Genomic DNA, 25,162 nt, shown 5'->3' on the forward strand with positions numbered 1-25,162 from the left:
CTGGCAGCATGGCGGGGTGACAGCAGCAACGCACTCCACCCTCTTCCCGCCGGTTCCGGACTCCCCGGACGCGGTGCTCGACGGGCTCGACCCCGAGCAGCGCGAGGTGGCGACGGCCCTCGGCGGCCCGGTGTGCGTGCTGGCCGGCGCCGGCACGGGCAAGACCCGCGCGATCACCCACCGCATCGCCTACGGCGTCCGCTCCGGAGTCCTGCAGCCCTCCAGTGTGCTCGCCGTCACGTTCACCAACCGCGCCGCCGGCGAGATGCGCGGCCGGCTCCGCCAGCTCGGCGCCGGCGGCGTCCAGGCGCGCACGTTCCACTCGGCCGCCCTGCGCCAGCTGCAGTATTTCTGGCCCAAGGCCGTGGGCGGGGAGCTGCCGCGCCTGGCCGAGCGGAAGGTCCAGATCGTCGCCGAGGCCGCGGCCCGCTGCCGCATCCGCCTCGACCGCACCGAGCTGCGGGACGTGACCGGCGAGATCGAATGGGCCAAGGTCACCCAGACCGTCCCCGAGGACTATCCGGCCGCCGCCGCCAAGGCGCGCCGCGACATGCCCCGGGACCCCGCCGAGACCTCCCGGGTCTACGCCGCCTACGAGGAGCTCAAGCGCGACCGCGGCGTGATCGACTTCGAGGACGTCCTGCTGCTGACCGTCGGCGTCCTGCAGGACCGGCACGACATCGCCGAGACCGTCCGCCGTCAGTACCAGCACTTCGTCGTCGACGAGTACCAGGACGTCAGCCCCCTCCAGCAGCGCCTCCTGGAGCTGTGGCTGGGCGACCGGGACAGCCTGTGCGTCGTCGGCGACGCCAGCCAGACCATCTACTCCTTCACCGGCGCCACCCCCGACCACCTGCTGAACTTCCGCACCCGCCACCCGCACGCCACCGTCGTCAAGCTCGTCCGGGACTACCGCTCCACCCCCCAGGTCGTCCACCTGGCCAACGGCCTGCTCTCTCAGGCCCGCGGCCGGGCCGCCGAGCACCGCCTGGAGCTCGTCTCCCAGCGCGAGGCCGGCCCCGAGCCCGTCTACGGCGAGTACGCGGACGAGCCCGCGGAGGCCGAGGGCACTGCCCGCCGCGTCCGGGACCTCATCGACTCCGGCGTGCCCGCGAGCGAGATCGCGATCCTCTACCGCATCAACGCCCAGTCGGAGGTCTACGAGCAGGCCCTCGCCGATGCCGGGGTGCCCTATCAGCTGCGCGGCGCCGAGCGGTTCTTCGAGCGGCCGGAGGTGCGCGAGGCCGGGCTGCTGCTGCGCGGCGCTGCCCGCGCCGGCGGGGGCGACACCCAGCTCGACGGCGCCGACGACATCCCGTCCCAGGTGCGGGCCGTCCTGGGCACGCGTGGCTGGACGGCCGAGCCGCCCACCGGCTCGGGGGCGGTGCGGGACCGCTGGGAGTCCCTCGCGGCCCTCGTGCGCCTCGCCGAGGACTTCGTCCGGGCCAGACCGGCCGCCACCCTCGCCGATCTCGTGGCCGAGCTTGACGAGCGGGCGAGCGCCCAGCACGCCCCCACCGTCGAGGGTGTGACTCTCGCCTCACTTCACGCCGCCAAGGGCCTCGAATGGGACGCCGTGTTCCTCGTCGGCCTCGCCGAGGGCATGATGCCGATCACATACGCCAAGACGGACGAGCAGATCGAGGAGGAGCGCCGCCTCCTCTACGTCGGCGTCACGCGGGCCCGCCGTCACCTCTCCCTGTCCTGGGCGCTCTCCCGCACGCCGGGCGGCCGCCCCTCCAGGCGCCCCACCCGCTTCCTGAACGGCCTGCGGCCGGGCTCCGCCGCCGTCCGGCCCGGCTCCGGCTCTCCCGGTGGCACGGCGGGCGTCGAGCGCGGTCCCGCCCGCCGCCGGCAGCGGGGCTCCGCCCGCTGCCGCGTCTGCGGCCGCACCCTGACCGACGCGGGCGAGATCAAGCTCATGCGCTGCGAGGACTGCCCCTGCGAGCTCGACGAGGCGCTCTACGAACGGCTGCGCGACTGGCGCGCCGGAGAGGCCGGCCGGCTCGGCCAGCCCGCCTACTGCGTCTTCACCGACAAGACACTGCTCGCCATCGCGGAGGCCGTTCCGGGAACCGAAGCGGAGCTCTCGCGCATCTCAGGGGTTGGAGGACGCAAGCTCGACTCGTTCGGTGCCGACGTCCTCGCTCTGTGTGCAGGCACCTATCTGACGTCGGAAGATGCGTCCCACGACGCATCCGAAGAATCTCGCGAAAAATAGTTTGCGCACGCGGACGGCATACCCATAGCCTTCCGAGCACGGAGACAACGGCTCTTCCGGGAGCCGGCGGATCCGTGCTGTACTGAACCGGCTGTACTGAACTTAAAAGCCCGGACCTGTTCCGACAGGTCCCCGAAGACGCCGAGAGGAGGCGAGACCAATGATCAGCTTCAAGACCAGCAACAAAATGACCGATCGCCCGGTCATCGCCGCCCGTCCGCTCGGCTTCTCCTTCGTCTCGCTCCGGGGCACCGGTCTGTCCGGCGCCGGTCTCGGTCTGATCAACGGCTCCGCCCTGATCAATGAAACCTCCCTGATCAATGAGCGACCGACCAAGGCGTCCGCGGTAAAGGCAGCAGCAACGGCACAGGCCCAGGCCTATGCCCTTGCGGCGACGACCAACGGCGCCGGATCCGTCAGCACGCAGCACCAGCACCACACGATGTGGGCCTTCCGTGGGCTCGAACCCTGGAGAGATCCAGCCTGATCGGCATGATCAGGTCGGCACCTTCCAGGGCCGCGGAACCCACACCGGGATCCGCGGCCCTTTTGTTTGCCCCCTCGCCGAGGGGAACCAGCCCGGCCAAGAGCCGGAAGACAGACGAGGAAAAAGACACCGTGCAACTCAAGGCACACACCCCGTCAGTAGCGACCGACCTGATCCCCCCGCCCGTCCCCACGGAGGACACCTTGACCCCCCTCACCGCCCTGACCGACCTCGACGACGCGATCGAGAACCTGGGCACCCCCGTCCCCTGCCGCAGCTACGACCCGGAGGTCTTCTTCGCCGAGTCGCCCGCGGACGTGGAGTACGCCAAGTCGCTCTGCCGGACCTGCCCGCTGCGTGAGGCCTGCCTCGCCGGCGCGATGGACCGCCGCGAGCCGTGGGGCGTCTGGGGAGGCGAGCTCTTCGTCCAGGGCGTCGTGGTGGCCCGCAAGCGGCCCCGTGGCCGCCCGCGCAAGAACCCGGTCGCCGCATGAACGTCTTCGGCACCATCGACCGCCCCACCACGCACGACCCCAAGAAGCAGGATCCGACGATGCACCGCCCCTCCGCCGAGCCCTTCGGCCCCGAAGTCCCCACCCGTGATGCCTTCAGCGCGATCGCCTCGCGCCAGAACAGGAACCTCGAAATGCAACTCATCCCAGAAGCCCTGGCCCGTGCCCATATGCACGAGCGACTGAGGGAGGCCGAGTCCGAACGCAGGGCCACTCGGCTGGCCGCCGCCCGGCGCATGCAGCGCCGCGCCGAGCGCGCCTCGATGCGCGCCCGCCGGGCCCTGGCCATGGCGGTCATGCACTGACCGCCCCACCCTCGCCGTCACCCCCGCGGGGCCGGATCCGAACGGACCGGCCCCGCGGGGCGTCGGGTGCGTTGTGCCCTCCCGGCCCCTTCGCGGGGATATCGTCTGGGAGTGGACCAGAAGACGCATGAATCAGGGCAGTTGGACCCTGAGGCCACCGAGCCCGCCGAGACCATCACCTGCGCTCGCTGTGGCACCCCCGCCGACGGTGCGCCGCCGACCTGGACCTGCTCCTTCGAGAACGGCAGCCGCCGCTACTTCTGCGACGACTGCGCCCGGGCCAACATCAGATCGATCGAGGGCCGCCTCGACTCCTCCTGGTGGTGAGGCCGGGGCCCGGCCCCGTCAGGCAGGCGTCTCCCGGCTCTCCTCTTCCGCCGCGCCGCCACCCGCCGCCGCGAAGCCGGGCACCCACGCCTCCATCTCCTCGCGCAGCCGCACCGTCGCGCCCAGCTGGCACAGCACCCCGATGGTGCTCATCGTCACGCGGTGTATCAGCAGATAGGACGGCGGGAGGTTGAGCCGGCGGGCCAGCTGGTACGCGGGGGAGCGGGGGTCGGCGATCCGCGTCGCCTGGGCTCGCATCCAGCCCCGGGTGAAGGTGAACTCCGCCACCTGCGCCGGTTCGATGATCGGCAGCAGATAGTCGAGCACGGCTCCCGGATCCAGCTCGATCTCCGGCTTGACGAACCCCTCCTCCCGCAGCAGCTCGTGGACCGCCTCGGCCCGGCCGTCCAGCGTCAGCCGCAGCGCGGTGCCGATCTCCGCGGGGAGGCCCTGCGGCAGCCGGTCGACCGTGCCGAAGTCCAGCACACCCAGCCGCCACTTCTCCGGCGGACCGTCAGGATCGTCCCCGGTGAGCAGCCGGAAATTGCCCGGATGCGGGTCGGCGTGCAGCAGCCCCGTGCGCGCCGCGCCCGAGAAGAGGAAGCGCGCCAGCAGCTGCCCGGCCCGGTCCCGCTGCTCCTGGGTGCCCTCCGTTATCACCTCGGACAGCGGCAGCCCTTCCATCCACTCGGTGACCAGTACCTGGTCGCTCTGGTGCACGACGGCCGGCACCACCACATCCGGATCGCCCGCGAACTCCTGCGCGTGCGCGCTCTGGGCCCGCGCCTCCAGGCCGTAGTCCAGCTCCTCGGAGACCCGGTCGCGCAGCTCGGAGATCAGCGGCTTGATGTCCATGCCCGGCACCAGCGGCCCCAGCAGTCTCGCGAACCGCCCCAGCTGGGTGAGGTCCGACAGCAGCGCCTCGCCCGCCCCCGGGTACTGCACCTTGACCGCGACCCGCCGGCCGTCGTGCCACACCGCCCGGTGGACCTGCCCGATCGAGGCGGCCGCCGCCGGGCGGTCGTCGAACTCCTCGAACAGATCCCGCCAGTCCTCGCCGAGGCGCTCCGCCAGGGCCGCGTGCACCGTCTTCACCGGCATGGGAGGGGCGGCTTCCTGAAGCTTGGTCAGGGCGGCCCGGTAGGGCCCGGCGATCTGCTCGGGAAGCGCCGACTCGAAGACCGACAGCGCCTGACCCAGCTTCATCGCACCCCCCTTGAGCTGCCCGAGTGTCGCGAAGAGCTGCTCTGCGGTGCGCTGCTGCAACTCCGTCGCGATCAGCTCCGCCGGCCGGCCCCCGATGCGCTTGCCGAGTCCCAGGGCCGTGCGCCCCGCGAACCCCAGTGGCAGCGCGGCCAACTTGGCGGTGCGCGTTACCGCCTTGCGGGGTAGATCAGACATTCGCCCCTCCAACTAGCTGAACAGCCACGCCGCGGACGGCGGTTACCTGCTCATTGTCCCGTGCGGTGACCCCATGGCCGCGGCATACCCGGGATCCGGGGAACGCGCCGCGCCGCAGGGGCACCGCGGATGCGGCTCGACGGGCCGCGGGGACCAGGCCGGACCGGGCAGAGCCAGCTCCAGCCGCACCCCCGCGCTCGCCGGGGACCCACCGTCGAGAAAGGCCAGTGCCCGCGCCACGGTCAGCCCCGCCACGACCGTGGCCAGTGCCATGTCGCACGACGGTACCCCCGAGCCGCGGCCGGACCTCCACTGGGCGAGCATCCGGGGCCAGGCGGGGTCACGGCCGGCCCGCCCCAGCTCGATGCAGCCCGCGCACGCCGTCCCGCCGGGGAGCACCAACGGCCCCACCAGCCCGGTGGCTTCCAGCACCCCCGCGTACAGGTGCGGCGTACCTGATGCGAGGAGCTCCTGCGAGGACCCGGGGTCGGGAGCGTAGGCCGCGAGACCGTCCCGCGGGGCGAAGACCACCAGCGCCAGCGGCGGCTCCGGCTCGCCACCCCGCCGGGGCCTGCGCCGCACCCCCGGCGCCGCCGCCCGCACGGCCCGCCGCGCCGCGGCCTCCCGCCGCTCCCCGGTCCGCGCGGCGTCCAGCCCACTGGGCCCCGCGTCCCACGGCTCCACACAGCCGCCGTCCATCACATCGACGCCGCCCACCCCGGACGCGGACAGCAGTGCCGCGACGGCCGAGCCCACCCGCCCGGCGCCCCGCACCTGCACCCGCATGGCCTGCCGCGCCGCCATCAGCCGCATCGCCTCGCCCGGCCCCGGATGCAGCACGGACAGCGAAGCCAGGTCGGGCCGCAGCCGGTCCAGCGCCGGCCCGGTCTCCCGCAGGGCCGCCGCAGCCTCCCCGCCACCGCGCACGTCGTCGAGCAGCCCTGCCGCGGAGAGCCGCTCCACCAGGGCGTCCGCCCGTCCTTCCGGCAACCCCACGGCTCTCGCCTCCTCGCGCAGGAGCGGCATGCCGCGCGTGCCGTCGAGCAGGGTCAGGAAGCTGCCCGTGGCCGTGTCCACCGGACCCACCGTCACGGCATGGGCCGGGGCCACCCCGAACTGGACGGTGTCGCGATTGCGCCAGCTGCGCCGCAGCGCGGGCTTGAGCATGGGATGCGCGGACGTACCCGTTACGGAGCTTTCCTCCACGGCCGTCCTCTGCACGGCGGTCCTCTGCACGGTTCCCCCCTCGGTCGGCATGGTCCTCCCCCTTGATCGCTTGATCGGCCTTCAGCATGGACCGTCCGCGCGGTCACTGTGAGAAGTTGTCCACAAGCGCGGTGTGATGGTCGTACAAGCCCGGTCCCTGTGGGGTCTTTGCGGCCGACAAGGAGTGATGGGCGGGACTTCACGCGCCGCCAGCCGGTAACGTCGGGGCCGTGCCCGTCGACCCTCTGCACAGTGCCGCACGACCGCCGCGCAGTGCTCCCAGCCCGCTCACCGGCGGCGGCGAGCCCGGAGCGGTCGAGATCCGACGGAGCGCGCGCCGCCGCAGGACGGTCTCCGCGTACCGGGAGGCGGACCGCACCGTCGTCCTCATCCCCGCCCGCATGTCGGAGGCCGAGGAGCAGCGCTGGGTGACGGTGATGCTCGACCGGCTCGCCGCCCAGGAGAGCAAGCGGATGCTCGGCGACACCGAGCTCGCCGAGCGCGCCGCGCGCCTGTCCGCGCAGTACCTGGACGGACGGGCCCGCCCCGCGACCGTCCGCTGGGTCACCAACCAGAACACCCGCTGGGGCTCGTGCACCCCCACCGAGGGCAGCATCCGCCTCTCGCACCGGCTGCAGGGGATGCCCGAATACGTCCTCGACTACGTCCTCCTGCACGAGCTGGCGCACCTGCTCGTCCCCGGCCACGGCCCCGGCTTCTGGCGGCTCCTCGACGCCTACCCGCGTACCGAGCGTGCCCGCGGCTACCTCGAAGGTGTGGTGGCCGCCGACAGGTTGCCGCACCTCCCCGCAGCGCGCGGCGAATGAGCCGGGTCCGGCGCCGGCAGTCCCCCACGGGGGACACGTCCGGTCCGGAGTCGGATGAATCAGCCCTCAGCCGTTAGCCTGACGCAACGCATTCATCACACGTTTTCATCGCACGTTCGGATGGGGGACGGTCGTTACGCATGGCCAGGGAATTCCAGCGCGGCCACAAGGCCAAGATCAGTGACCTGACGGCGGGGACCGATCTGTACGTGGGAGTGCAGATCGCGGGCCCCGGCCTGACCTTCGACATCAGCTGTTTCGGCCTCGACGCCGCGGAGCGGCTCTCGGACGACCGGTATTTCGTCTTCTTCAACCAGCCCAAGTCGCCCGAGGGCGCCATTCAGCAGCTCGGGGCGCAGGCTGGTGACACGGAATCCTTCCGCGTCACCCTCGACCAGATCCCCGCGCACATCCAGCGGCTCTCTTTCACGGCCACCCTCGACGGTGCGGGCCAGATGTCGCAGACCGCACCCGGCTATCTCCGTATCGTCGCCGGCGGCCAGGAAGTCGCGCGCTACTCCTTCACCGGGACCGAATTCAGCACCGAACGCGCGGTGATGCTCGGCGACATCTACCTGAAGGACGTCTGGCGCTTCGCCGCCGTCGGACAGGGCTTCGACGGCGGACTGGAGGCGCTGCTCCAGCACTTCGGCGGTGAGGTGCTCGAAGAGGAGCCTCAGCCCCAGGCGCAGGCCCCGGCCGCACCCGCGCCCGTCGCAGCGCCCGCCTTCGCCCCTCCGCAGCAGGCGGGCCCGCCCCCGGCCTTCGCCGCGCCCGGGGCGCAGCCCCCCGCGCCCGTAGCGCCCCAGGCGCCCGCTCCGGCCCCGGCGCCCGCCGCCCACCAGGCCCGGACGCCGCCGCCCCACCAGGGGTTCCCGCCCCCGCCCGGCAGCACCCCGCCGCCGGCACCGCCCGCCGGGCAGGTGCACGCCGCGCAGACCCTGGCCGCGCCGATCGCCCCTCCGGGCTTCTTCAACAGCCCGGGGGCCTCCACCGGCGGTCAGTTCACCCCGCCGCCGCCCGGCCCGCCCGGCGTCCCCGGCCAGCCGGGCCCGTACGGCCAGCAGCAGCCCGCCCCGTACGGTCAGCCGCCCCAGCAGCCTTACGGCCAGCCCGGCCAGCAGCCCTACGGCCAGCCGCCCCAGGCGCCCCAGCAGAACGCGCCCTACCCCGGCCAGCCGCACCCCGCGCCCCAGCCCGGCCAGCCCTTCCCGGGCCAGCCCGGCCAGCAGCCCTACGGCCAGCCGGCCGCAGCGGCGGGCGTCCAGACGGCGCTGCAGAAGTACCGGGAGGCCCCCACCGGCCAGCGCTGGACCCAGCAGAACCCCAAGCTCGTCCGCGTCGACCTCGGCGTCGACGGCCGGCCCGTGCTCGCCCGCCAGGGCAGCATGGTGCTGTACCAGGGCAAGGTCGACTTCGGCTACAAGGGCGCCGGCTTCGCCGGCCGCATCGTCGGCAACGCCACCGGCCAGGAGCTGCAGCTGATGCGCTGCACCGGCCGCGGGCAGGTCTTCCTCGCGGAGAACTCCGCCCACGTGCACCCCATCGAGCTCCAGGGCGACGCCATCTGCGTCTCCGCGGAGTCGGTGCTCGCCTTCGACGAGTCGCTGCAGCACGAGGTCCGCCGGATCGAGGGCCACGGCATCCCCGGCGGCGCCCTGTTCACCATGCAGTTCCAGGGCCACGGCACCGTCGTCGTCAAGACCCACGGCATCCCCGTCGTGCTGCCGGTCACCCCGTCGACCTACGCGGACAGCAACGCCGTCATCGCCTGGTCCGCGGGCGCCCAGGTGATCATCTCCAGCCAGGTGCGCCTGCGCCGCAGCTCCTACCCGGGGCACAGCGGAGAAGCCGTGAACCTCCAATTCCGGGGCGCCCCCGGCAATTTCGTCGTCGTCCAGCCCTACGAGGTCTGAGGGACCAGCGAAGACCATGAACCAGACACCGATCCAGGGCTACGCCCCCACCCCCGTCACCGCCCGCATGGAGAACCACGGCAGCAGCATGCTGAAGGTCGCCATGCAGACCGGCCAGGACCTCTTCGCCCGCACCGGCTCGATGGTCGCCTACGAGGGCTACGTCCAGTACGACCCGAACCCGCCGGCAGTCCGCCAGATGGCCTCCCAGTGGCTCACCGGCGAGGGCGTGCCCCTCATGCGCTGCCACGGCGACGGCCTGCTCTACCTCGCCGACTACGGGGCCGACGTGGTCTGCCTGCAGCTCAACGGCGACTCCCTCTCCGTCAACGGCACCAACGTCCTCGCCTTCGACGCCCACCTCCAGTGGGGCGTGGAGCGCGTCAAGGGCATGGCGAAGTTCGCCGGACAGGGCCTGTTCAACGTCGGCATCAGCGGCACCGGCTGGGTCGCCCTGACCTCCCGCGGCACCCCCATCGTCGTGGACTGCGGGCGCGGCGACGACGAGACCTACGTCGACCCCGACGCGCTCGTCGCCTGGTCCAGCAACCTCCGGATGAAGGGCAAGCGCAGCTTCAAGGCCTCCTCGCTGATCGGCCGGGGCAGCGGCGAGGCCTACCAACTGGGCTTCTCCGGAGAGGGCTTCGTGGTCGTACAGCCCAGCGAGGACAGCACCGACCGGCTCCGGGCCCGGGGCTGAGGGGGAACGAGGACATCATGCAGAGCCCGCTTTTCGGCTTCACCGAGGCCCAGACGCAGGACCGCTACGCCCTGCAGAACCCGCAGATGCTGCGCGTCTCCCTCACCGGCCACGACGACGTCCTCGCCCGCAAGGGGTCGATGGTCGCCTACCAGGGCCTGATCGAGTTCGACGGCGAGTACCAGACCCGCGGCCAGCAGAACTCCCGTGCCCACACGGGCGAGGGCCTGGACCTGATGCGCTGCTCGGGCCAGGGCACGGTCTACTTCGCCAACCTGGCCCAGCACGTCCACGTGGTCGACGTCGACCGCGACGGACTGACCGTGGACGGCGCCTACGTCCTCGCCCTGGACTCCACGCTGCACTGGGAGACCATCGCCGTCGACAGCCAGTACGGCATCTCCGGCACCGGCGCCTACCAGCTCAACATCAGCGGCCAGGGCAAGGTCGCGCTGATGACCTCCGGCGAGCCCCTGATGCTCCAGGTCACGCCCGACCGGGTCGTCAGCGCCGACGCCGACGCCGTGATCGCCTGGTCGACGTCCCTGCGCGTGCAGATGCAGGCCCAGACGTCGTCCTCGGGCGTGTGGCGGCGGCGCGGCGGCACGGGGGAGGGCTGGGAGCTGAGCTTCGCCGGCCACGGCTACGCCCTCGTCCAGCCCAGCGAGCTCCTGCCGCCCCAGGGTGCCGAGATCGGCCAGGGCCTCATGGCCCAGTACGGCGTCGGCCAGCAGGGTGCGCACGGCCGCAACCAGGGCAACATCTGGTCCAACTGAGCCCGGCCGCTCGCCGGGCGGAGCATAAGTAAGGGGCGGTCACCCATGGTGACCGCCCCTTACTTATGCCCTGCGCCATCGGGGCGCATCAGGCTCTTACAGCCGCTCCAGCGTGCGCCGCATCAGCTGCACGACCGAGTCGTCGGCGACCTCGCTCACCTCGGTGTACGGGAACCAGCGCAGGTCCAGCGACTCGTCGCTGATGGCCGCCGTCGCACCCGCGGGCACGAGGGCCGCGTACTGGACGTCCAGGTGCCAGTTGCAGGGGGAGGGGATCGGGTGCCGGTCGAGCCGCACCGGGCCGCCCGGCAGGAGCGTCAGCCCGGCGATCCCGGACTCCTCCGTGGCCTCCCGCAGGGCCGCCGCCTTGACCGTCGCATCACCGGGCTCGCAGTGGCCGCCCATCTGCAGCCACATCCGCAGCTTGCGGTGGAGCGTGAGCAGCACCTGCCCGCGCGACGGGTCGATCACCAGGGCGCTCGCCGTGACGTGACCGGCCTCACAGGGCTTCCACATGCCGTCCGGGTGGGACGCCAGGTGGTCCAGGTAGAGCCCGCGCAGCTCCTCCTGGTCCGCGTACTCCTTCAGGACGCGGACCGCATCCTCGTGCAGGCTCACTTCTTGTCGTCGCCCTCGCCCTCGGGCTCGCCCTTTTCATCCTGCTTTTCGCCCTGGCCGCCCTTTTCGCCCTTGGCCGCCTCGCCGAGCATCTTGTCGATCTCGGAGAAGTCCAGGTGCTCGCGGTGGACGAAGCCGTCCGGGTCGTCCAGGTCGGCCGCCGTGGGCAGCATGTCCGGGTGCTCCCAGAGGGCGTCACGGCCCTCCGGGCCGCGTGCGTCCGCCAGGGAGGCCCACAGCCGGGAGGCGTCCCGCAGCCGGCGCGGGCGCAGCTCCAGGCCGATCAGCGTGGCGAAGGTCTGCTCGGCCGGGCCGCCGGAGGCACGCCGCCTGCGCAGCGTCTCGCGGAGGGCACCGGCCGACGGCAGGTGCGGGGCGGCGGCCGCGTGCACGACGGCGTCCACCCATCCCTCGACGAGCGCCAGGGCGGTCTCCAGACGGGCCAGGGCCGCCTTCTGCTCCGGAGTGTCCTCCGGCTGGAACATGCCCTGCTGGAGGGCGTCCTGCAGCTGCTCGGGGTGGGTGGGGTCGAGCTGGCCGACCACGTCCTCCAGCTTGGAGGTGTCGACCTTGATGCCACGCGCGTAGCCCTCGACGGCGCCGAAGAGGTGCGAGCGCAGCCACGGCACGTGTGCGAAGAGGCGCTGGTGGGCGGCCTCGCGCAGGGCCAGGTAGAGCCGGACCTCGTCCTGCGGGACACCGAGGCCCTCGCCGAGCGCCGCGATGTTCACCGGCAGCAGCGCGGCCTTGCCCGCGGGGCCCAGCGGCAGGCCGATGTCGGTGGAGCCGACCACCTCGCCCGCCAGCACGCCCACGGCCTGGCCGATCTGCGTGCCGAACATGGCGCCGCCCATGGAACGCATCATGCCGAGCAGCGGGCCCGCCATGGCCTGCATCTCCTCGGGCAGGACGTCGCCCATGGCCGCGCCCACGCGCTCGGCCACGGGGTCCACGAGCTCCTTCCACACCGGAAGGGTCGCCTCGACCCACTCGGCGCGGCTCCAGGCCACCGCCGTGCCCGAGCCCGATGGCAGCGACGTCGCGCCGTCCAGCCACAGGTCCGCCAGGCGCACGGCCTCCTCGACCGCGCTCCGCTCGCCGGAGGTGACGCTGGCGTCCTTGGTGCCGTCGGCGGTGCCCTGCGCGACGGTCTGGCGCGCGATGTCCTTGGCCATGTCCCAGTTCACCGGGCCGCCCTCGTAGGAGAGCATCTGCCCGAGCTGCTGGAAGGCCGCCCCGAGGTCGCCCGGGTTCATGCCGCCGAACATCGCGGCGAAGGGGTTGTCCCCCGCGCCGCCCGGCCCGCCGAACCCGAACGGATTCGCAGGCCCCTGGCCGCCCTGGCCCTCGCCCTTCTTCTTGCCGTCGCCGCCGTTCTCCGGCTCCTCCGGCGGAAGATTGAATCCGAATGGGGTGTCACTCACGGGTTTCCTCGGCTCGTAGGGCCGCCGGCACAGGACCGGCGGCGAATGCCCGACATCACCACCAGCCTAGACACCTCACCGGTATCCGGGCTTGGTGCTTCGCCGACCCGGGGCCTGCGGCAGGATGGACGTCACCTGGTCCGTACGCGTCATCTCTCGTACGTACTGAAGACAACCGCTGGAGACGCCCGGTGAGTTCCCCCGACCCAGAAGTTCGCGCAGCGCGAAACGGTTCCGCGCGAGACAGTACGAGCCCGCACGGCGGCCGGAGGCCCGTCGTGGCGGTCACCGGTGCCGCGCGCGGCACCGGCGCCCTGCTCACGCAGCGGCTCGCCGCGTCCGAGCACATCAAGCAGGTCGTGGCCATCGACGAGCGCCGCGGTGACGTGACCGAGGCGCAGTGGCACGTGCTCGACGTCCGCGACCCGGCGATCGCCGAGAAGCTGCGCGGCGCCGACGTCGTCGTGCACCTCGCGCTCGACCTCGACCTGGAGACCGACGCGGCCGCCCGCACCGCCTACAACGTGCGCGGCACCCAGACCGTCCTGACGGCCGCCGCGGCCGCCGGAGTGCACCGCGTCGTGCTGTGCACCTCCGCGATGGTCTACGGGGCCCTGCCCGACAACGACGTGCCGCTCGCCGAGGACGCCGAGCTGCGCGCCACCGCCGAGGCCACCGGCGTCGGCGACCTGCTGGAGATCGAACGGCTCGCCCGCCGGGCCCCGCGCGCCCACCCCGGCCTGAACGTCACGGTGCTGCGGCCCGCCGTCCTCGTCGGCGGCACCGACACCGCCCTGACCCGCTACTTCGAGTCGCCCCGCCTCCTGGTCGTCGCCGGATCCCGGCCGACCTGGCAGTTCTGCCACGTGGAGGACCTGGTCAGCGCCCTGGAGTTCGCCGCCCTGGAGAAGGCCGAAGGGGAGCTCGCGGTGGGCTGCGACGGCTGGCTGGAGCAGGAGGAGGTCGAGGAGCTCTCCGGCATCCGCCGCATGGAGCTGCCCTCCGCGGTCGCCCTCGGGGCCGCCTCCCGGCTGCACCGCCTCGGCCTGACGCCGTCGCCCGCGGGCGACCTCGAGTACACGATGCACCCGTGGGTGGTCAGCGGGAGCCGGCTGCACGAGGCCGGCTGGCGGCCGCGCTGGACGAACGAGGAGGTCCTCGCCGAGCTGCTGGAGGAGGTCTCCGGCCGGCACACGGTCGCAGGCCGCCGCCTGGGCCGCAAGGACGCCACCGCCGCGGGCGCCGCGGGGGCGACCGTGGCACTGCTGGGCACCGCCGCACTGGTCCGCCGCGCCCGCAAGGCGCGCCGCCGCCTCTAGGGACCCCGCGGCGAGGGCCCGGGCCTTGGAGGACCGTCCGCAGACCGTCTCGTACGGCTGTTTGAAAGGCCGGTCCTCGCCCACGCCCTCCGTACGGCACGATGGGGGACATGGCCCGTACGTACGATCACCCCGGCGAGCTCGCCGCGACGGATCCGGTCCGCCTTCTGGCGGTCCGCGACACCCCTCTGTCCGTGGACGAGGTCTTCGCCGCGGTCGGCGACCACGCCGCCGGGGGCACGGCGCTCTTCGTGGGCACCGTGCGTGACCACGACGGCGGCTCCGGCGTCCGCGGGCTCGGCTATTCCGCGCACCCCACCGCCGAGGCGGAGCTGCGCCGCGTGGCCGAGAAGGTCGCGTCGGACTTCCCGGTGCGGGCGCTGGCGGCCGTGCACCGGGTGGGCGACCTGGAGATCGGCGACCTGGCCGTCGTGGTGGCGGTCTCGTGCCCGCACCGGGCGGAGGCGTTCGAGGCGTGCCGGCGGCTCATCGACGACCTCAAGCGCGAGGTGCCGATCTGGAAGCACCAGGTCTTTTCGGACGGCACCGAGGAGTGGGTGGGTGCTTAGGCGATGGGGGTGCCCCCAGCGGTAGCTGGGGGAGGTAGGCGCTTGGCGTCGCCGATCTCCTGAAGGATCACTTCCGGTTGCGTAACCGGCCCCCTGACGCGAGCGTTGACTGTACGAAAGACTAATCTGCTCATCGGTCTTTTCAGTGGTGGTGTCCGGGGGTCGGAGGTCGGTATGGCGGCACTCGTGTGGTTGCTGATTCCGGTTGCCGCGGCCGTCGTTGCCCTGCTGTGGGGCACCTGGGCCGCTCGTAACCGCAAGAGCGGGGACATCTCCGAGCTCGCGGGGTATGCCCGGTTCCGTGAGGCGATGGAACGGCGCGAGGCGATGGAACGGCGCGAGGCGATGGAACGGCGCGAGGCGATGGAACGGCGCGAGGCGATGGAACGGCAGGATTCCGGTACCGGGGTCTCCTGAGCGCCCCCGGCTCGCGCCGGGGCGCCGGTGTTTTTCCGCGAGCCCCGGGTGGCCTCCCCGGACGGACCGCCCCGCGGGTGGACTGTCGGACCCGTCCCGTACTGTCGTTCCATGCCCCGCCGCACCGCGACGATGCTCGCCTCCCTCTTGATGCTGATCGCGCTCCTCTGCGCAGGCGTGCTGATCCCCGTGCCCTACTCGGAGATGTCGCCCGGGCCGACGGTCAACACGCTCGGTGAGCACGACGGGGAGCCGGTGCTACAGATCTCGGGGCACCAGACGTATCCGACGAGCGGCAACCTCAACATGACGACGGTCCGCGTCACCGGCTCGCGGTACCGGATGAACCTGGTGGAGGCGGTCTACGGCTGGGTCGCCCACGACAACCTCGTCGTCCCGCACAGCACGCTCTACCCGGACGACAAGACGCCCGACGAGCTCAACCAGGAGACGGCGGAGGAGTTCAGCCAGTCCCAGGAGAGCGCCAAGGTGGCGGCGCTCAAGCAGCTGGACATCCCGGTCGGCACCCGCACGGTGGTGGCGTCGGTCGTCAAGAACAGCCCGGCCGAGGGCCGGCTGCACGCCGGCGACGTGATCAAGGCCGTCGACGGCACGGAGATCAAGCAGCCCGGGGACGTCGCCAAGCTGGTCACCAAGCACCAGCCCGGCCAGAAGGTCACCTTCCGGATCGTTCCGGCCAAGGAGGCCGCCGCGGCCGAGAAGGAGAAGCGCCAGCCGTCCGTCGAGCAGGACGTGGCCCTCACGACGGGCAAGGCGCCCGACGACAAGCGCGCCCTGGTCGGCATCCAGGCCGGGACGGACCACACCTTCCCGTTCACGATCAACATCAAGCTGGCGGACGTCGGCGGGCCGAGCGCCGGCCTGATGTTCGCCCTCGGGATAGTCGACAAGCTGACCCCCGGGGACCTGACCGGCGGCAAGTTCATCGCCGGCACGGGGACCATAGACGAAGACGGCAAGGTCGGCCCGATCGGCGGCGTCGAGATGAAGACGGTGGGTGCGCGCGCCAAGGGCGCCCGCTACTTCCTCACGCCCAAGGACAACTGCGCGGCCGCCGCGAAGGACAAGCCGTCCGGGCTCACGCTGGTCAAGGTCGACACCATAGGTGACGCCGTCGGTGCGCTGGAGAAGATCCGCAAGGGGGACTCGGCGGGGCTGCCGCTGTGCTCGGCAGGCTGAGTCCTGCCTTCCGGGGCTCCGCCCCGGACCCCGGTCCTCAAACGCCGGACGGGCTGTTGTTTTCACCGCGCCCGGCGCTCAAGGCGTACCGAGTGGCTAGTCCTCGAACGTCGCCGCCAGCGCCTCCGCCAGCCCCGGCACCAGGTCCGGGCCCGTGAGGACCTCGGTCGGCGAGTCCTTCTCGCGCAGCCGCACCGCGGTCTCCCGCGCCCCGTCCCGCAGCACGGCGACGGTCATCCGCACCTCCTGCCGGTCCGGGTGGGCGGCGACCCACTTGGCGAGCTGCTTCTCGTTCAGGCCGTTGGGCACGGTGCCCTCGGCGGACGGCGGCAGCATCAGCCGCTCCACGGTCAGGGCACACCCCGTCACGGCACCGGGCCACGCGATGGTGCCGAGGAACTTGTCCAGGGCGGTGCCCGCCGGGACCTCGTCCTGCTCGATCGGGGTGAGGGAGCCGGCCTGGGCGCTCGCGTCGAGGCCGAGCTGATCGGCGAGGCCGGGCTCCTGGGCGCGCAGCTTGGCCGTGTCGACCAGGGCGAACAGCCGCGCGGGCTGGTCCCAGCCGAGGGTGGAGGCGTACTGGTCGATCTCGAGAACGGCGCGGGTCAGCGGGCTGGCCGCCATGGGGACGTCGCCGCCCGGGCCGCCGGGGCCGGAGGGGAGGGAGGGGTCGGGGGTGCTGGAAGTGCTGGACATGAGCAATATCGTGCCCTGAGAGTGACCGAAAACGGGAACTGAGTAAAGCCTCGGTAAGTTGCCACCTTGGGCCCTAGTATCGCTGGGCCCTGATCGACAGCTCCCCTGACAGCGAACTTCGAGGTGCGCACCTTGGCTTTCCAGATGCCGGACCGCGGCGGAGGCCCGACAGGGCCACGGATCAGAGTCGGCCGACCGTCCCGGCGGATCCGGACCCTGCTCACCACGCTGGGCGTGCTGGCCGCACTGGCCATGCTCTTCGTGATGTTCGCAGGGTTCTGGACGGACTGGCTCTGGTACCGCTCGGTGGACTACTCCTCGGTCTTCACCACCACCCTCGGCACCAAGATCGGGCTCTTCGCGGTCTTCGGCCTGCTGATGGCGCTGGCGGTGGGGACCAACATCTGGCTGGCGCACCGGCTGCGGCCGCCGCTGAGCGCGATGTCGATGGAACAGCAGAGCCTCGACCGCTACCGGATGAGCATCGCGCCGTACAAGAAGTGGGTGCTCCTCGCGGTCACCGCCCTCGTGGGCCTGGTCGCGGGCGCCTCGGCGGCCGGGCAGTGGCGCACCTGGCTGCAGTGGATCAACGGCGTGCCCTTCCACCAGAAGGACCCGCAGTTCCACAAGGACATCGCGTTCTACACCTTCGACCTGCCCTGGTACCGCTTCCTGCTGAGCTTCGGCTTCGCGGCCGCGGTGCTGTCGCTGATCGCCGCCGCCCTCGTGCACTACCTCTACGGCGGTCTGCGGCTGACCAGCCCGGGCCACCGGGCGACGGCCGCGGCCACGGGGCACCTGTCGGTGCTGCTCGGCATCTTCGTGGGCCTGAAGGCCATCGCCTACTGGCTGGACCGCTACGGGCTGGCGGTGAAGTCCAGCGGCCTGAAGTCCACCGACGGCTGGACGGGGCTGCGCTACGTCGACGCCAATGCGTATCTGCCGGCCAAGACGATCCTGTTCATCATCGCGCTGATCTGCGCGGTGCTGTTCTTCGCGACGCTGTGGCGGCGCACCTGGCAGCTGCCGGTGATCGGCTTCGGGCTGATGGTGCTCTCGGCCGTCCTGATCGGCGGGCTCTACCCGGCGATCGTGCAGAAGTTCCAGGTCCAGCCGAACGAGCAGGCCAAGGAAGCGCCGTACATCAAGAAGAACATCACGGCGACGCGTGAGGCGTACGGGATCGGCGACGCGGACGTCCAGAACTACAAGGGCAACAGCGACCTGACGGGCAAGGACCCCGAGAAGCTGCGCGCCGCGGTGAATTCGACGGCCAGCCTCCGCCTCCTCGACCCGAATCTCGTCTCGCCCGCCTTCCAGCAGGAGCAGCAGGTCAAGGGGTACTACCAGTTCCCCTCCACGCTGGACGTCGACCGCTACAAGGTGGACGGCAAGGAGCAGGACACGGTCATCGGTCTGCGCGAGCTCAACCTCAAGGGCATTCCCGAGCGCAACTGGATCAACGACCACTTCAAGTACACCCACGGCTACGGTGCCATCACCGCGAAGGGCACTACGACCGACAAGGCCGGGGCACCGGACTTCACGGCCAAGAGCCTGCCGACCGAGGGCCTGTTCGGCCCCTACGAGCAGCGCGTCTACTACGGCGAGAAGACGACGCAGTATTCGATCGTCGGCGGTCCGCAGGAGGAGCTGGACTACTCCTCGGACAAGGGCGAGCGGAGCTACTCGTACAAGGGGAAGAGCGGGGTCAACCTGTCCAACCCCGTCAACCGTGCCGCGTATGCGGTGGCTTTCGGCGAGCCGCAGATCCTCTACTCGGGTGCCATCGGTAAGGGTTCGCGGATTCTGTACCACCGCACCCCCAAGGAGCGCGTCGAGGCGGTCGCCCCGTGGCTGACCATCGACGGTGACGCCTATCCGGCGGTGGTCGACGGCCGCATCCAGTGGATCGTGGATGCGTACACGACGACGAACGGCTATCCGTACGCCTCCCGTACGACGCTCGGCGACACCACGGCCGACTCGCTGACGACCGGCCAGCGCGCCGTCGTCGCCCAGCAGAATCAGGTCAACTACATCCGCAATTCCGTCAAGGCGACCGTGGACGCCTATGACGGCACGGTGAAGCTGTACCAGTGGGACGAGAAGGACCCGGTCCTCAAGACCTGGATGAAGGCGTTCCCCGGCACAGTGAAGGCGAAGAGCACCATCGGCTCCGCGCTGATGGACCACCTGCGCTACCCGCAGGACCTCTTCAAGGTCCAGCGCGAGCTGCTCTCCCGGTACCACGTCACCGACTCGGAGACGTTCTACACCGGCAGTGAGCGCTGGGAGGTGCCGGACGACCCGACCAACACCAAGGGCAACGCGGTTCCGCCGTACTACCTGAGCATGAAGATGCCTCGCCAGGAGAAGCAGACGTTCTCGCTGACGACGACCTTCACGCCCAAGAACCGGACGAACCTCGGTGCCTTCATGGCCGTGGACGCCGATGCCAAGAGCAAGGACTACGGCAAGATCAGGATCCTGAAACTGCCGTCCGAGACCTCGGTCTGGGGACCGAGGCTGGCCCAGGGCAAATTCAACAGCCACACACCTGTCGCCGACCAGATCAACATCTGGAAGAAGGGCGATTCCGAGGTCGAGTACGGAAACCTGCTGACCGTGCCGCTGGACGGCGGGCTGTTGTACGTGGAACCGGTCTATCTGCGAGGTGCCGGCTCCAATTACCCGCTCCTGAAGAAGGTGCTGGTGAACTACGGCGACAAGATCGCCTTCAGGGACACCCTCGACGAGGCCCTGGATGAGATCTTCGGCAGCAAGACCGCGCCCGCCAAGCCGTCCGAAGGCACCCAGAAACCGGCTCCCTCTCAGGACCCCACGGTCAAGCAGGCCCTGAAGGACGCCCAGGACGCCTTCGCGGCCAGCCAGAAGGCCCTGGAGAACAAGGACTGGGCGGAGTACGGCAAGGCCCAGGACTCCCTGAAGGACGCCCTCGACCGGGCCGCCAAGGCCGAGGCCAAGGCCGCCGAGAAGAGCGGCGACAAGAGCGGCGACAAGAGCGGTGACAAGGCCGCCGAGCAGAGCGGCAAGCCCGGCAGTTGATCAAGATCCACCCCGCGCCGTGGTACGGTTGTTCCACAACAGCGCGGGGTGGAGCAGCTCGGTAGCTCGCTGGGCTCATAACCCAGAGGTCGCAGGTTCAAATCCTGTCCCCGCTACTTCATGACAAGGCCCGGAGTCCAGCCTCGGACTCCGGGCCTTGTCGTTCCCGGACCCCGCCGGCCACCCCGGCCGTGCGGTGTCCGGGTGACGCGGACTGTGCGGGTTGTGTGCGGGGCTTCTGTGGAGAGTTTGGAGCCCCGTCGTGTCGGGAAGTCGGGAAGTCGACAAAACGCTGAAGTGACCTCACTGGCTGCGGTATACCAGGTGTACGCGGGTTGCGGGTGGTGCGACGATGGGGCTTATGGGGGACAGGACGACGCTGTGGGAGACAGGCCGGCTTGTAGAGGCTCCCGGTGACGGGAGCGACCAGGAAATGCCGGGGTTCCGTCCCGGCACGGCGGACTCCGCCGACGCCGGCGACGCCGCCGACCTCGAGCTGGAGACCGCCCGCCGCCGCGCCGCGGAGAGCGGCGACCCCGCCGCTCTGAGCATGCTCGGCGCCCTGCTGCTGCGCCGTGGGGACCTCGACGGGGCGGAGCGCCACCTGCGCGCCGCCACCGCCGACGGCGACCGCTCCGCCGCCAACAACCTCGGCGTCCTGCTGCACCAGCGGGGCTACGCCGACGAGGCCGCCGGGTGGTGGCGCATCGCCGCCGTCGCCGGTTCCGCCGCCGCCGCGCACGCCCTCGGCCGCTACCACCGCGAGCGCGGGGACGAGCCCGCCGCCGAGTACTGGCTGCGCCAGTCGGCCGAAACCGGGCACGCCCTCGGCGCCTACGCCCTCGCCGACCTGCTGGAGCACCGCAGCGACGTAGGGGCCGAGCGCTGGTTCCGGTCCGCGGCCGAGCGCGGCCACCGCGAGGCGGCCTACCGCCTGGCCAGGATCCTGGACGGCCGGGCGCCGCGCTCGCGCGCCGAGAGCCTCGGCCCGGGCGGCGTCGAGACCTCCGTCCGCGAGCTGCGCGCCGCCGCGGCGGGCGGCCGCGACGGCGGGGGCCCGGCCCGCGAGGCCGAGCAGTGGTACCGCCAGGCCGCCGCCCGCGGCCACCGCCGGGCCGCCCTGCACCTCGGCACCCTGCTGGAGGGCCGCGGCGAGACCCAGGAGGCCGCCCGCTGGTACCTGACCTCCGCCAAGGACGGCGAGCCCCGGGCCGCCTGCGCGCTCGGCTTCCTGCTGCGCGACGCCGGGGACGCCGACAGCGCCGCCGTGTGGTGGCGCCGCGCCGCCCAGGACGGCGACGGCAACGCCGCCAACGCCCTGGGCGCCCTGCACGCCGACCGGGGCGAGACGCAGGAGGCCGAGCGCTGGTACCGCACGGCGCTCGACCACGGCGACGTCAACGGCGCCTACAACCTGGGCCTGCTCTGCGCCGGGCAGGGCCGCACGGCCCAGGCCGAGCAGTGGTACCGCCGCGCGGCCTACGCCGGGCACAAGGAGGCGGCCAACGCCCTCGCCGTGCTGCTGCTCCAGGGCGGCGACGCGGCCGGCGCGGAGCCGTGGTTCTCCAAGGCGGCCGAGGCGGGCAGCGTCGACGCCGCCTTCAATCTCGGCATCCTCTACGCCGGGCGCGACGAGGACCGTGCGGCCTTCCAGTGGTACGAGCGCGCGGCGACGGCCGGGCACACCGACGCCGCCCTCCAGGTCGCCATGGCCCTGCTGCGGGACGGCGACGAGGAGGCCGCCGAGCGCCATCTGCGGGTGGCCGTGCGCGGCGGCAGCGCGGAGGCCGCCTTCCGGCTGGGCGCGCTGCTCGACCGGGAGGAGGAGGCCCGCGAGGAGTGCGAGGAGTGGTACGAGCGGGCGGCCCGGCAGGGCCACCGGCGGGCCCAGGTGCGGCTGGGGATGATCGTCGCCGAGCGGGGCGACGTCGTCGAGGCCGCCCACTGGTACCGCGAGGCGGCCGAGGCCGGCAGCCGCAACGGAGCCTTCAACCTGGGGCTGCTGCTGGCCCGCGAGGGCAGCGAGCCGGAGGCGGCCCTGTGGTGGGCCCGCGCGGCCGAGGCCGGGCACGGGCGCGCCGCACTGCGGCTCGCCCTGCTGGCGGCCCGCTGCGGCGACCTCACCGAGGGGCGGCACTGGTGCGACCGGGCGGTCGCGCTCGGCCCGCCGGAGGTGGCCGAGCGCGCGGCGCGCCTGCGCGACGCGCTGCAGCAGGAGCTGACGGCGTAGGACGGACGACGGCGAAGGACGGACGGACGACGGCGAAGGACGGACCGCGGTAACCCGTTTGCTTCTCCTGCGCCGGAAGGGTTAGGGTGAAGCTACCGACGCGGGGTGGAGCAGCTCGGTAGCTCGCTGGGCTCATAACCCAGAGGTCGCAGGTTCAAATCCTGTCCCCGCTACTCCAAGGCAAGGCCCGGATCCTGAGGATCCGGGCCTTCGCCGTTTCCGGGCGCCCCCGCTCCGCTCAGCTCGCGGAGCAGTTGGGGCAGACGCCGCGGTACGTGACCTCGACGGCCGCCACCTGGAAGCCGAAGCGCTCGTCGGCCGGCAGGACGGCCAGCAGGTCACCTGTGGGGTGCACGTCGCGGATGGTGCCGCACTGGGAGCACACCAGGTGCTGGTGCGCGTGGTGGGCATTGGGGTCGTAACGCTTGGCGCGCCCGTCCGTGCTCACTTCCATGACCTCGCCCAGGGAGACCAGCTCCCCGAGGGTGTTGTACACGGTCGCGCGCGAGATCTCCGGCAGTAGTTCCGCGGCCCTGGCGTGCACCTCGTCCGCGGTGTAGTGCACGTGGTCCCCGTCCAGGACCTCGGCCACGACGCGTCGCTGTGCGGTCAGCCGCCAGCCGCGTCCCCGGAGCCGTTCCAGCAGGTCACTCATGCCATTCACCTATCAGTCAGATAGGACCAGCGTAGCAGCGGCCCTCGTCCACGATTGGATCTCGTTTTTATGTTAGGTCCATCTTGACTTAGACATTGTCTAATGTAGGATCGAGCTCGGCTCAGGCCAAGCGATCAGGTCAAGCCAGAACGATCGGGTCGAGCCAGATGATCGGCTCGTGCCCAGTGGCCGAGTGAGGGACGAGATGACGGAGGCACACGTGTCGGTTCAGGGCGAGACCATTCCCACGACGGGCCCGCTGACCACGGAGTCCGGAGCTCCGGTCGCGGACAACCAGAACAGCGAGACCGCCGGTGTCGGCGGCCCCGCTCTGATCCAGGACCAGTCGCTGCTGGAGAAGCTCGCGCACTTCAACCGCGAGCGCATCCCGGAGCGCGTGGTGCACGCCCGCGGCGCCGGTGCGTACGGCACGTTCACCGTCACCGCCGACGTCTCCCGGTACACCCGGGCCAAGTTCCTGTCCCAGGTGGGCAAGCAGACCGAGACGTTCCTGCGCTTCTCCACCGTCGCCGGCAGCCTCGGCTCCGCCGACACGGTGCGCGACCCCCGCGGCTTCGCCCTGAAGTTCTACACCGAGGAGGGCAATTACGACCTCGTCGGCAACAACACCCCGGTGTTCTTCATCAAGGACGCCATCAAGTTCCCCGACTTCATCCACACCCAGAAGCGCGACCCGTACACCGGCTCGCAGGAGGCGGACAACGTCTGGGACTTCTGGGGGCTTTCGCCCGAGGCCACCCACCAGGTGACCTGGCTCTTCGGCGACCGCGGCATCCCCGCCTCGTACCGCCACATGAACGGCTACGGCTCGCACACCTACCAGTGGCAGAACGCGGCCGGCGAGGTCTTCTGGGTCAAGTACCACTTCAAGACCGACCAGGGCATCAAGAACTTCACCCAGGACGAGGGCAACCGCATCGCCGGCGAGGACCCCGACTTCCACCAGCGCGACCTGCGCGAGGCCATCGAGCGCGGCGAGTACCCCACCTGGACCCTGCAGGTGCAGATCATGCCGGCGGACGAGGCGGCCCGCTACCGCTTCAACCCGTTCGACCTCACCCGCGTGTGGCCGCACGAGGACTACCCGCCGATCGAGGTCGGCAGGCTGGAGCTCAACCGCAACCCCGACAACGTCTTCGCCGAGGTCGAGCAGTCCGCCTTCTCGCCGGCGCACTTCGTGCCGGGCATCGGCCCCTCCCCGGACAAGATGCTGCAGGGCCGGCTCTTCGCCTACGGCGACGCCCACCGCTACCGCGTCGGCATCAACGCCGACCACCTGCCGGTGAACCGCCCGCGCGCCACCGTGGCGAACACCTACGGCCGTGACGGCTACGCCTACGACGGCCGCCACGGCGGGGCCAAGAACTACGAGCCCAACAGCTTCGGCGGCCCCCGGGAGACCGGGCAGCCGCTGTGGGGCTCCACCTCCGTCACCGGCGGCACCGGCAACCACGCGGCGCCCTCGCACGCCGAGGACAACGACTTCGTCCAGGCGGGCAACCTCTACCGGCTGATGTCGGAGGAGGAGAAGGAGCGCCTGATCGCCAACCTCGCGGGCTTCATCGCGAAGGTGTCGCGCGACGACATCGCCGAGCGGGCCATCAGCAACTTCCGCCAGGCGGACGCAGACTACGGCAAGCGACTGGAGGCCGCCGTCCAGGCCTTGCGCGGCTGACTCCCTTTGCGGCTGCCCCCCGGTCACCGCCGGGGGGAGTCCCCAGTCGCTTCTCGCGGACGTGGTGACTCGCCGCGGGGGAGTTTCAACGGCCGCTTGCCGTACCAACCGGGGAGGCCGGACGCCAATGGGCTCCGGCCTTCCCGGCTGCCCGGAGGTCCTCAGCCCGCCAGCGCCCCCGCGGCCGCGTCCTCCCGGGCCCCCCGCGCGCCCGTCCGCAGCCAGCAGCGGATGATGTCGCGCACCGACACCACGCCGACCGGCCCCTGGCCGTCGAGGACGATCAGGTGGCGGAAGCCGCCGCGCGACATGGCGTTCGCGGCCTCGTCCAGCGTCCACTCGGGCGCCGCGAAGACGACGTCCGTCGTGGTGTGCGCGTGGGCGGTCTCCCGGTCCGGGTCCTGCCCGGCGCCGACGGAGTTGAGGATGTCCCGCTCGGTGAGGATGCCGAGGCCGCTGGTGTCGGGATCGAGGACGACCGCGGCGCCTATCCTGCGCGCGGACATCAGCCTGGCTGCCTGTCGGAGGGTGTGGGCGGGGCCGATGGTGAGGACCACCGTGCTCATGGCGTCGCGGACGAGCATGGCTGGA

The 25,162-nt window shown here is 71.7% G+C and carries 23 protein-coding genes and 2 tRNA genes; 18 read left to right on the plus strand and 7 right to left on the minus strand.

Translation table 11 applies throughout. The annotated features are described in order from the left end of the window. Positions 1-16: 16 nt before the first annotated feature. The 5 genes from FGW37_RS21445 to FGW37_RS21465 all read left to right on the plus strand — a co-directional run bounded on the left by FGW37_RS21445 (position 17) and on the right by FGW37_RS21465 (position 3,852). Positions 17-2,221: an ATP-dependent DNA helicase UvrD2 gene (locus FGW37_RS21445; RefSeq protein ID WP_179082538.1), complete on the plus strand. Its 2,205-nt coding sequence runs from the start codon at positions 17-19 to the stop codon at positions 2,219-2,221. 160 nt (positions 2,222-2,381) lie between these two features. Then, complete coding sequence (locus FGW37_RS21450) at positions 2,382-2,708, plus strand: hypothetical protein (protein WP_179082539.1); 327 nt, start codon at positions 2,382-2,384, stop codon at positions 2,706-2,708. A gap of 131 nt (positions 2,709-2,839) precedes the next feature. Further along, positions 2,840-3,202: a WhiB family transcriptional regulator gene (locus FGW37_RS21455; protein ID WP_030366211.1), complete on the plus strand. Its 363-nt coding sequence runs from the start codon at positions 2,840-2,842 to the stop codon at positions 3,200-3,202. Further along, positions 3,199-3,525, plus strand: coding sequence for a hypothetical protein (locus tag FGW37_RS21460; protein WP_058046145.1), 327 nt, complete (start codon positions 3,199-3,201; stop codon positions 3,523-3,525). Before FGW37_RS21455 ends, FGW37_RS21460 begins: the two co-directional genes overlap by 4 nt. Before the next feature lie 111 nt (positions 3,526-3,636). Further along, complete coding sequence (locus FGW37_RS21465; protein ID WP_058046146.1) at positions 3,637-3,852, plus strand: hypothetical protein; 216 nt, start codon at positions 3,637-3,639, stop codon at positions 3,850-3,852. Between the two features lie 18 nt (positions 3,853-3,870). Here the strand turns inward: FGW37_RS21465 and FGW37_RS21470 are convergent, their stop codons facing one another. Together FGW37_RS21470 and FGW37_RS21475 are read right to left on the minus strand one after the other, a co-directional pair. Next, entirely contained in the window at positions 3,871-5,253 is a 1,383-nt protein-coding gene (locus FGW37_RS21470) for an ABC1 kinase family protein (RefSeq protein WP_179082540.1), read from the minus strand. Between the two features lie 42 nt (positions 5,254-5,295). Next, a complete protein-coding gene (locus FGW37_RS21475; RefSeq protein WP_179084833.1) occupies positions 5,296-6,420 on the minus strand; it encodes a ThiF family adenylyltransferase in 1,125 nt (374 codons plus the stop codon). A 269-nt stretch (positions 6,421-6,689) separates the two neighbouring features. Here FGW37_RS21475 and FGW37_RS21480 point away from each other — a divergent pair, with 269 nt between their 5' ends. The 4 genes from FGW37_RS21480 (at position 6,690) to FGW37_RS21495 (ending at position 10,678) form a co-directional block, all read left to right on the plus strand. Further along, a complete protein-coding gene (locus FGW37_RS21480) occupies positions 6,690-7,286 on the plus strand; it encodes a M48 metallopeptidase family protein (protein WP_179082541.1) in 597 nt (198 codons plus the stop codon). Between the two features lie 140 nt (positions 7,287-7,426). Beyond that, a complete protein-coding gene (locus FGW37_RS21485; protein WP_179082542.1) occupies positions 7,427-9,202 on the plus strand; it encodes a TerD family protein in 1,776 nt (591 codons plus the stop codon). 16 nt (positions 9,203-9,218) lie between these two features. Further along, positions 9,219-9,902 carry an AIM24 family protein gene (locus FGW37_RS21490; RefSeq protein WP_168094117.1) on the plus strand — a complete coding sequence of 228 codons (684 nt, stop codon included), beginning with the start codon at positions 9,219-9,221 and terminating at the stop codon, positions 9,900-9,902. Positions 9,903-9,919: 17 nt separating this feature from the next. Continuing rightward, complete coding sequence (locus FGW37_RS21495; protein ID WP_179082543.1) at positions 9,920-10,678, plus strand: AIM24 family protein; 759 nt, start codon at positions 9,920-9,922, stop codon at positions 10,676-10,678. A gap of 96 nt (positions 10,679-10,774) precedes the next feature. On the opposite strand, the gene FGW37_RS21500 is transcribed toward FGW37_RS21495, so the two are convergent. Then, positions 10,775-11,296: an NUDIX hydrolase gene (locus tag FGW37_RS21500; RefSeq protein ID WP_179082544.1), complete on the minus strand. Its 522-nt coding sequence runs from the start codon at positions 11,294-11,296 to the stop codon at positions 10,775-10,777. Next, positions 11,293-12,720, minus strand: a complete 1,428-nt coding sequence (locus tag FGW37_RS21505; RefSeq protein ID WP_179082545.1) for a zinc-dependent metalloprotease — start codon at positions 12,718-12,720, stop codon at positions 11,293-11,295. The genes FGW37_RS21500 and FGW37_RS21505 overlap by 4 nt, the downstream gene beginning before the upstream one ends. 191 nt (positions 12,721-12,911) lie before the next feature. Here FGW37_RS21505 and FGW37_RS21510 point away from each other — a divergent pair, with 191 nt between their 5' ends. The 4 genes from FGW37_RS21510 to FGW37_RS21525 all read left to right on the plus strand — a co-directional run bounded on the left by FGW37_RS21510 (position 12,912) and on the right by FGW37_RS21525 (position 16,225). Further along, complete coding sequence (locus FGW37_RS21510) at positions 12,912-14,039, plus strand: SDR family oxidoreductase (RefSeq protein ID WP_179082546.1); 1,128 nt, start codon at positions 12,912-12,914, stop codon at positions 14,037-14,039. A gap of 110 nt (positions 14,040-14,149) precedes the next feature. Next, complete coding sequence (locus tag FGW37_RS21515; protein ID WP_425506570.1) at positions 14,150-14,608, plus strand: molybdenum cofactor biosynthesis protein MoaE; 459 nt, start codon at positions 14,150-14,152, stop codon at positions 14,606-14,608. Positions 14,609-14,782: 174 nt separating this feature from the next. Continuing rightward, positions 14,783-15,025 (plus strand): hypothetical protein, encoded by a 243-nt coding sequence (locus tag FGW37_RS21520; protein WP_179079115.1) that lies wholly within the window; start codon positions 14,783-14,785, stop codon positions 15,023-15,025. Positions 15,026-15,136: 111 nt separating this feature from the next. Continuing rightward, on the plus strand, positions 15,137-16,225 hold the full coding sequence (locus FGW37_RS21525; RefSeq protein WP_179082548.1) for a YlbL family protein: 1,089 nt from the start codon (positions 15,137-15,139) through the stop codon (positions 16,223-16,225). 96 nt (positions 16,226-16,321) lie between these two features. Here FGW37_RS21525 and FGW37_RS21530 read toward each other — a convergent pair whose 3' ends face one another. Further along, positions 16,322-16,921 carry a PPA1309 family protein gene (locus tag FGW37_RS21530; RefSeq protein ID WP_246430488.1) on the minus strand — a complete coding sequence of 200 codons (600 nt, stop codon included), beginning with the start codon at positions 16,919-16,921 and terminating at the stop codon, positions 16,322-16,324. Between the two features lie 144 nt (positions 16,922-17,065). Between FGW37_RS21530 and FGW37_RS21535 the strand changes: the two genes are divergently transcribed. From FGW37_RS21535 to FGW37_RS21550, 4 genes are all read left to right on the plus strand, one after another. Continuing rightward, a complete protein-coding gene (locus FGW37_RS21535; protein WP_179084835.1) occupies positions 17,066-19,990 on the plus strand; it encodes a UPF0182 family membrane protein in 2,925 nt (974 codons plus the stop codon). Between the two features lie 42 nt (positions 19,991-20,032). Further along, positions 20,033-20,106: transfer RNA gene (locus tag FGW37_RS21540), tRNA-Met, on the plus strand. 236 nt (positions 20,107-20,342) lie between these two features. Beyond that, positions 20,343-22,220 carry a tetratricopeptide repeat protein gene (locus tag FGW37_RS21545; RefSeq protein ID WP_179082549.1) on the plus strand — a complete coding sequence of 626 codons (1,878 nt, stop codon included), beginning with the start codon at positions 20,343-20,345 and terminating at the stop codon, positions 22,218-22,220. Positions 22,221-22,319: 99 nt separating this feature from the next. Further along, positions 22,320-22,393 (plus strand) — tRNA-Met (locus FGW37_RS21550). 65 nt (positions 22,394-22,458) lie between these two features. On the opposite strand, the gene FGW37_RS21555 is transcribed toward FGW37_RS21550, so the two are convergent. Beyond that, the gene (locus FGW37_RS21555; RefSeq protein WP_179082550.1) at positions 22,459-22,875 is read right to left on the minus strand and encodes a Fur family transcriptional regulator; all 417 of its coding nucleotides are present in this window, start codon (positions 22,873-22,875) and stop codon (positions 22,459-22,461) included. 205 nt (positions 22,876-23,080) lie between these two features. On the opposite strand from FGW37_RS21555, the gene FGW37_RS21560 reads away from it, so the two are divergent. After that, positions 23,081-24,571 carry a catalase gene (locus tag FGW37_RS21560; protein ID WP_179082551.1) on the plus strand — a complete coding sequence of 497 codons (1,491 nt, stop codon included), beginning with the start codon at positions 23,081-23,083 and terminating at the stop codon, positions 24,569-24,571. Positions 24,572-24,732: 161 nt separating this feature from the next. Here the strand turns inward: FGW37_RS21560 and FGW37_RS21565 are convergent, their stop codons facing one another. Further along, on the minus strand, positions 24,733-25,155 hold the full coding sequence (locus FGW37_RS21565) for a CBS domain-containing protein (protein ID WP_179082552.1): 423 nt from the start codon (positions 25,153-25,155) through the stop codon (positions 24,733-24,735). Positions 25,156-25,162 lie beyond the last annotated feature (7 nt).

It is taken from the genome of Streptomyces rectiverticillatus (assembly GCF_013394065.1).
Classification (GTDB): domain Bacteria; phylum Actinomycetota; class Actinomycetes; order Streptomycetales; family Streptomycetaceae; genus Streptomyces; species Streptomyces rectiverticillatus.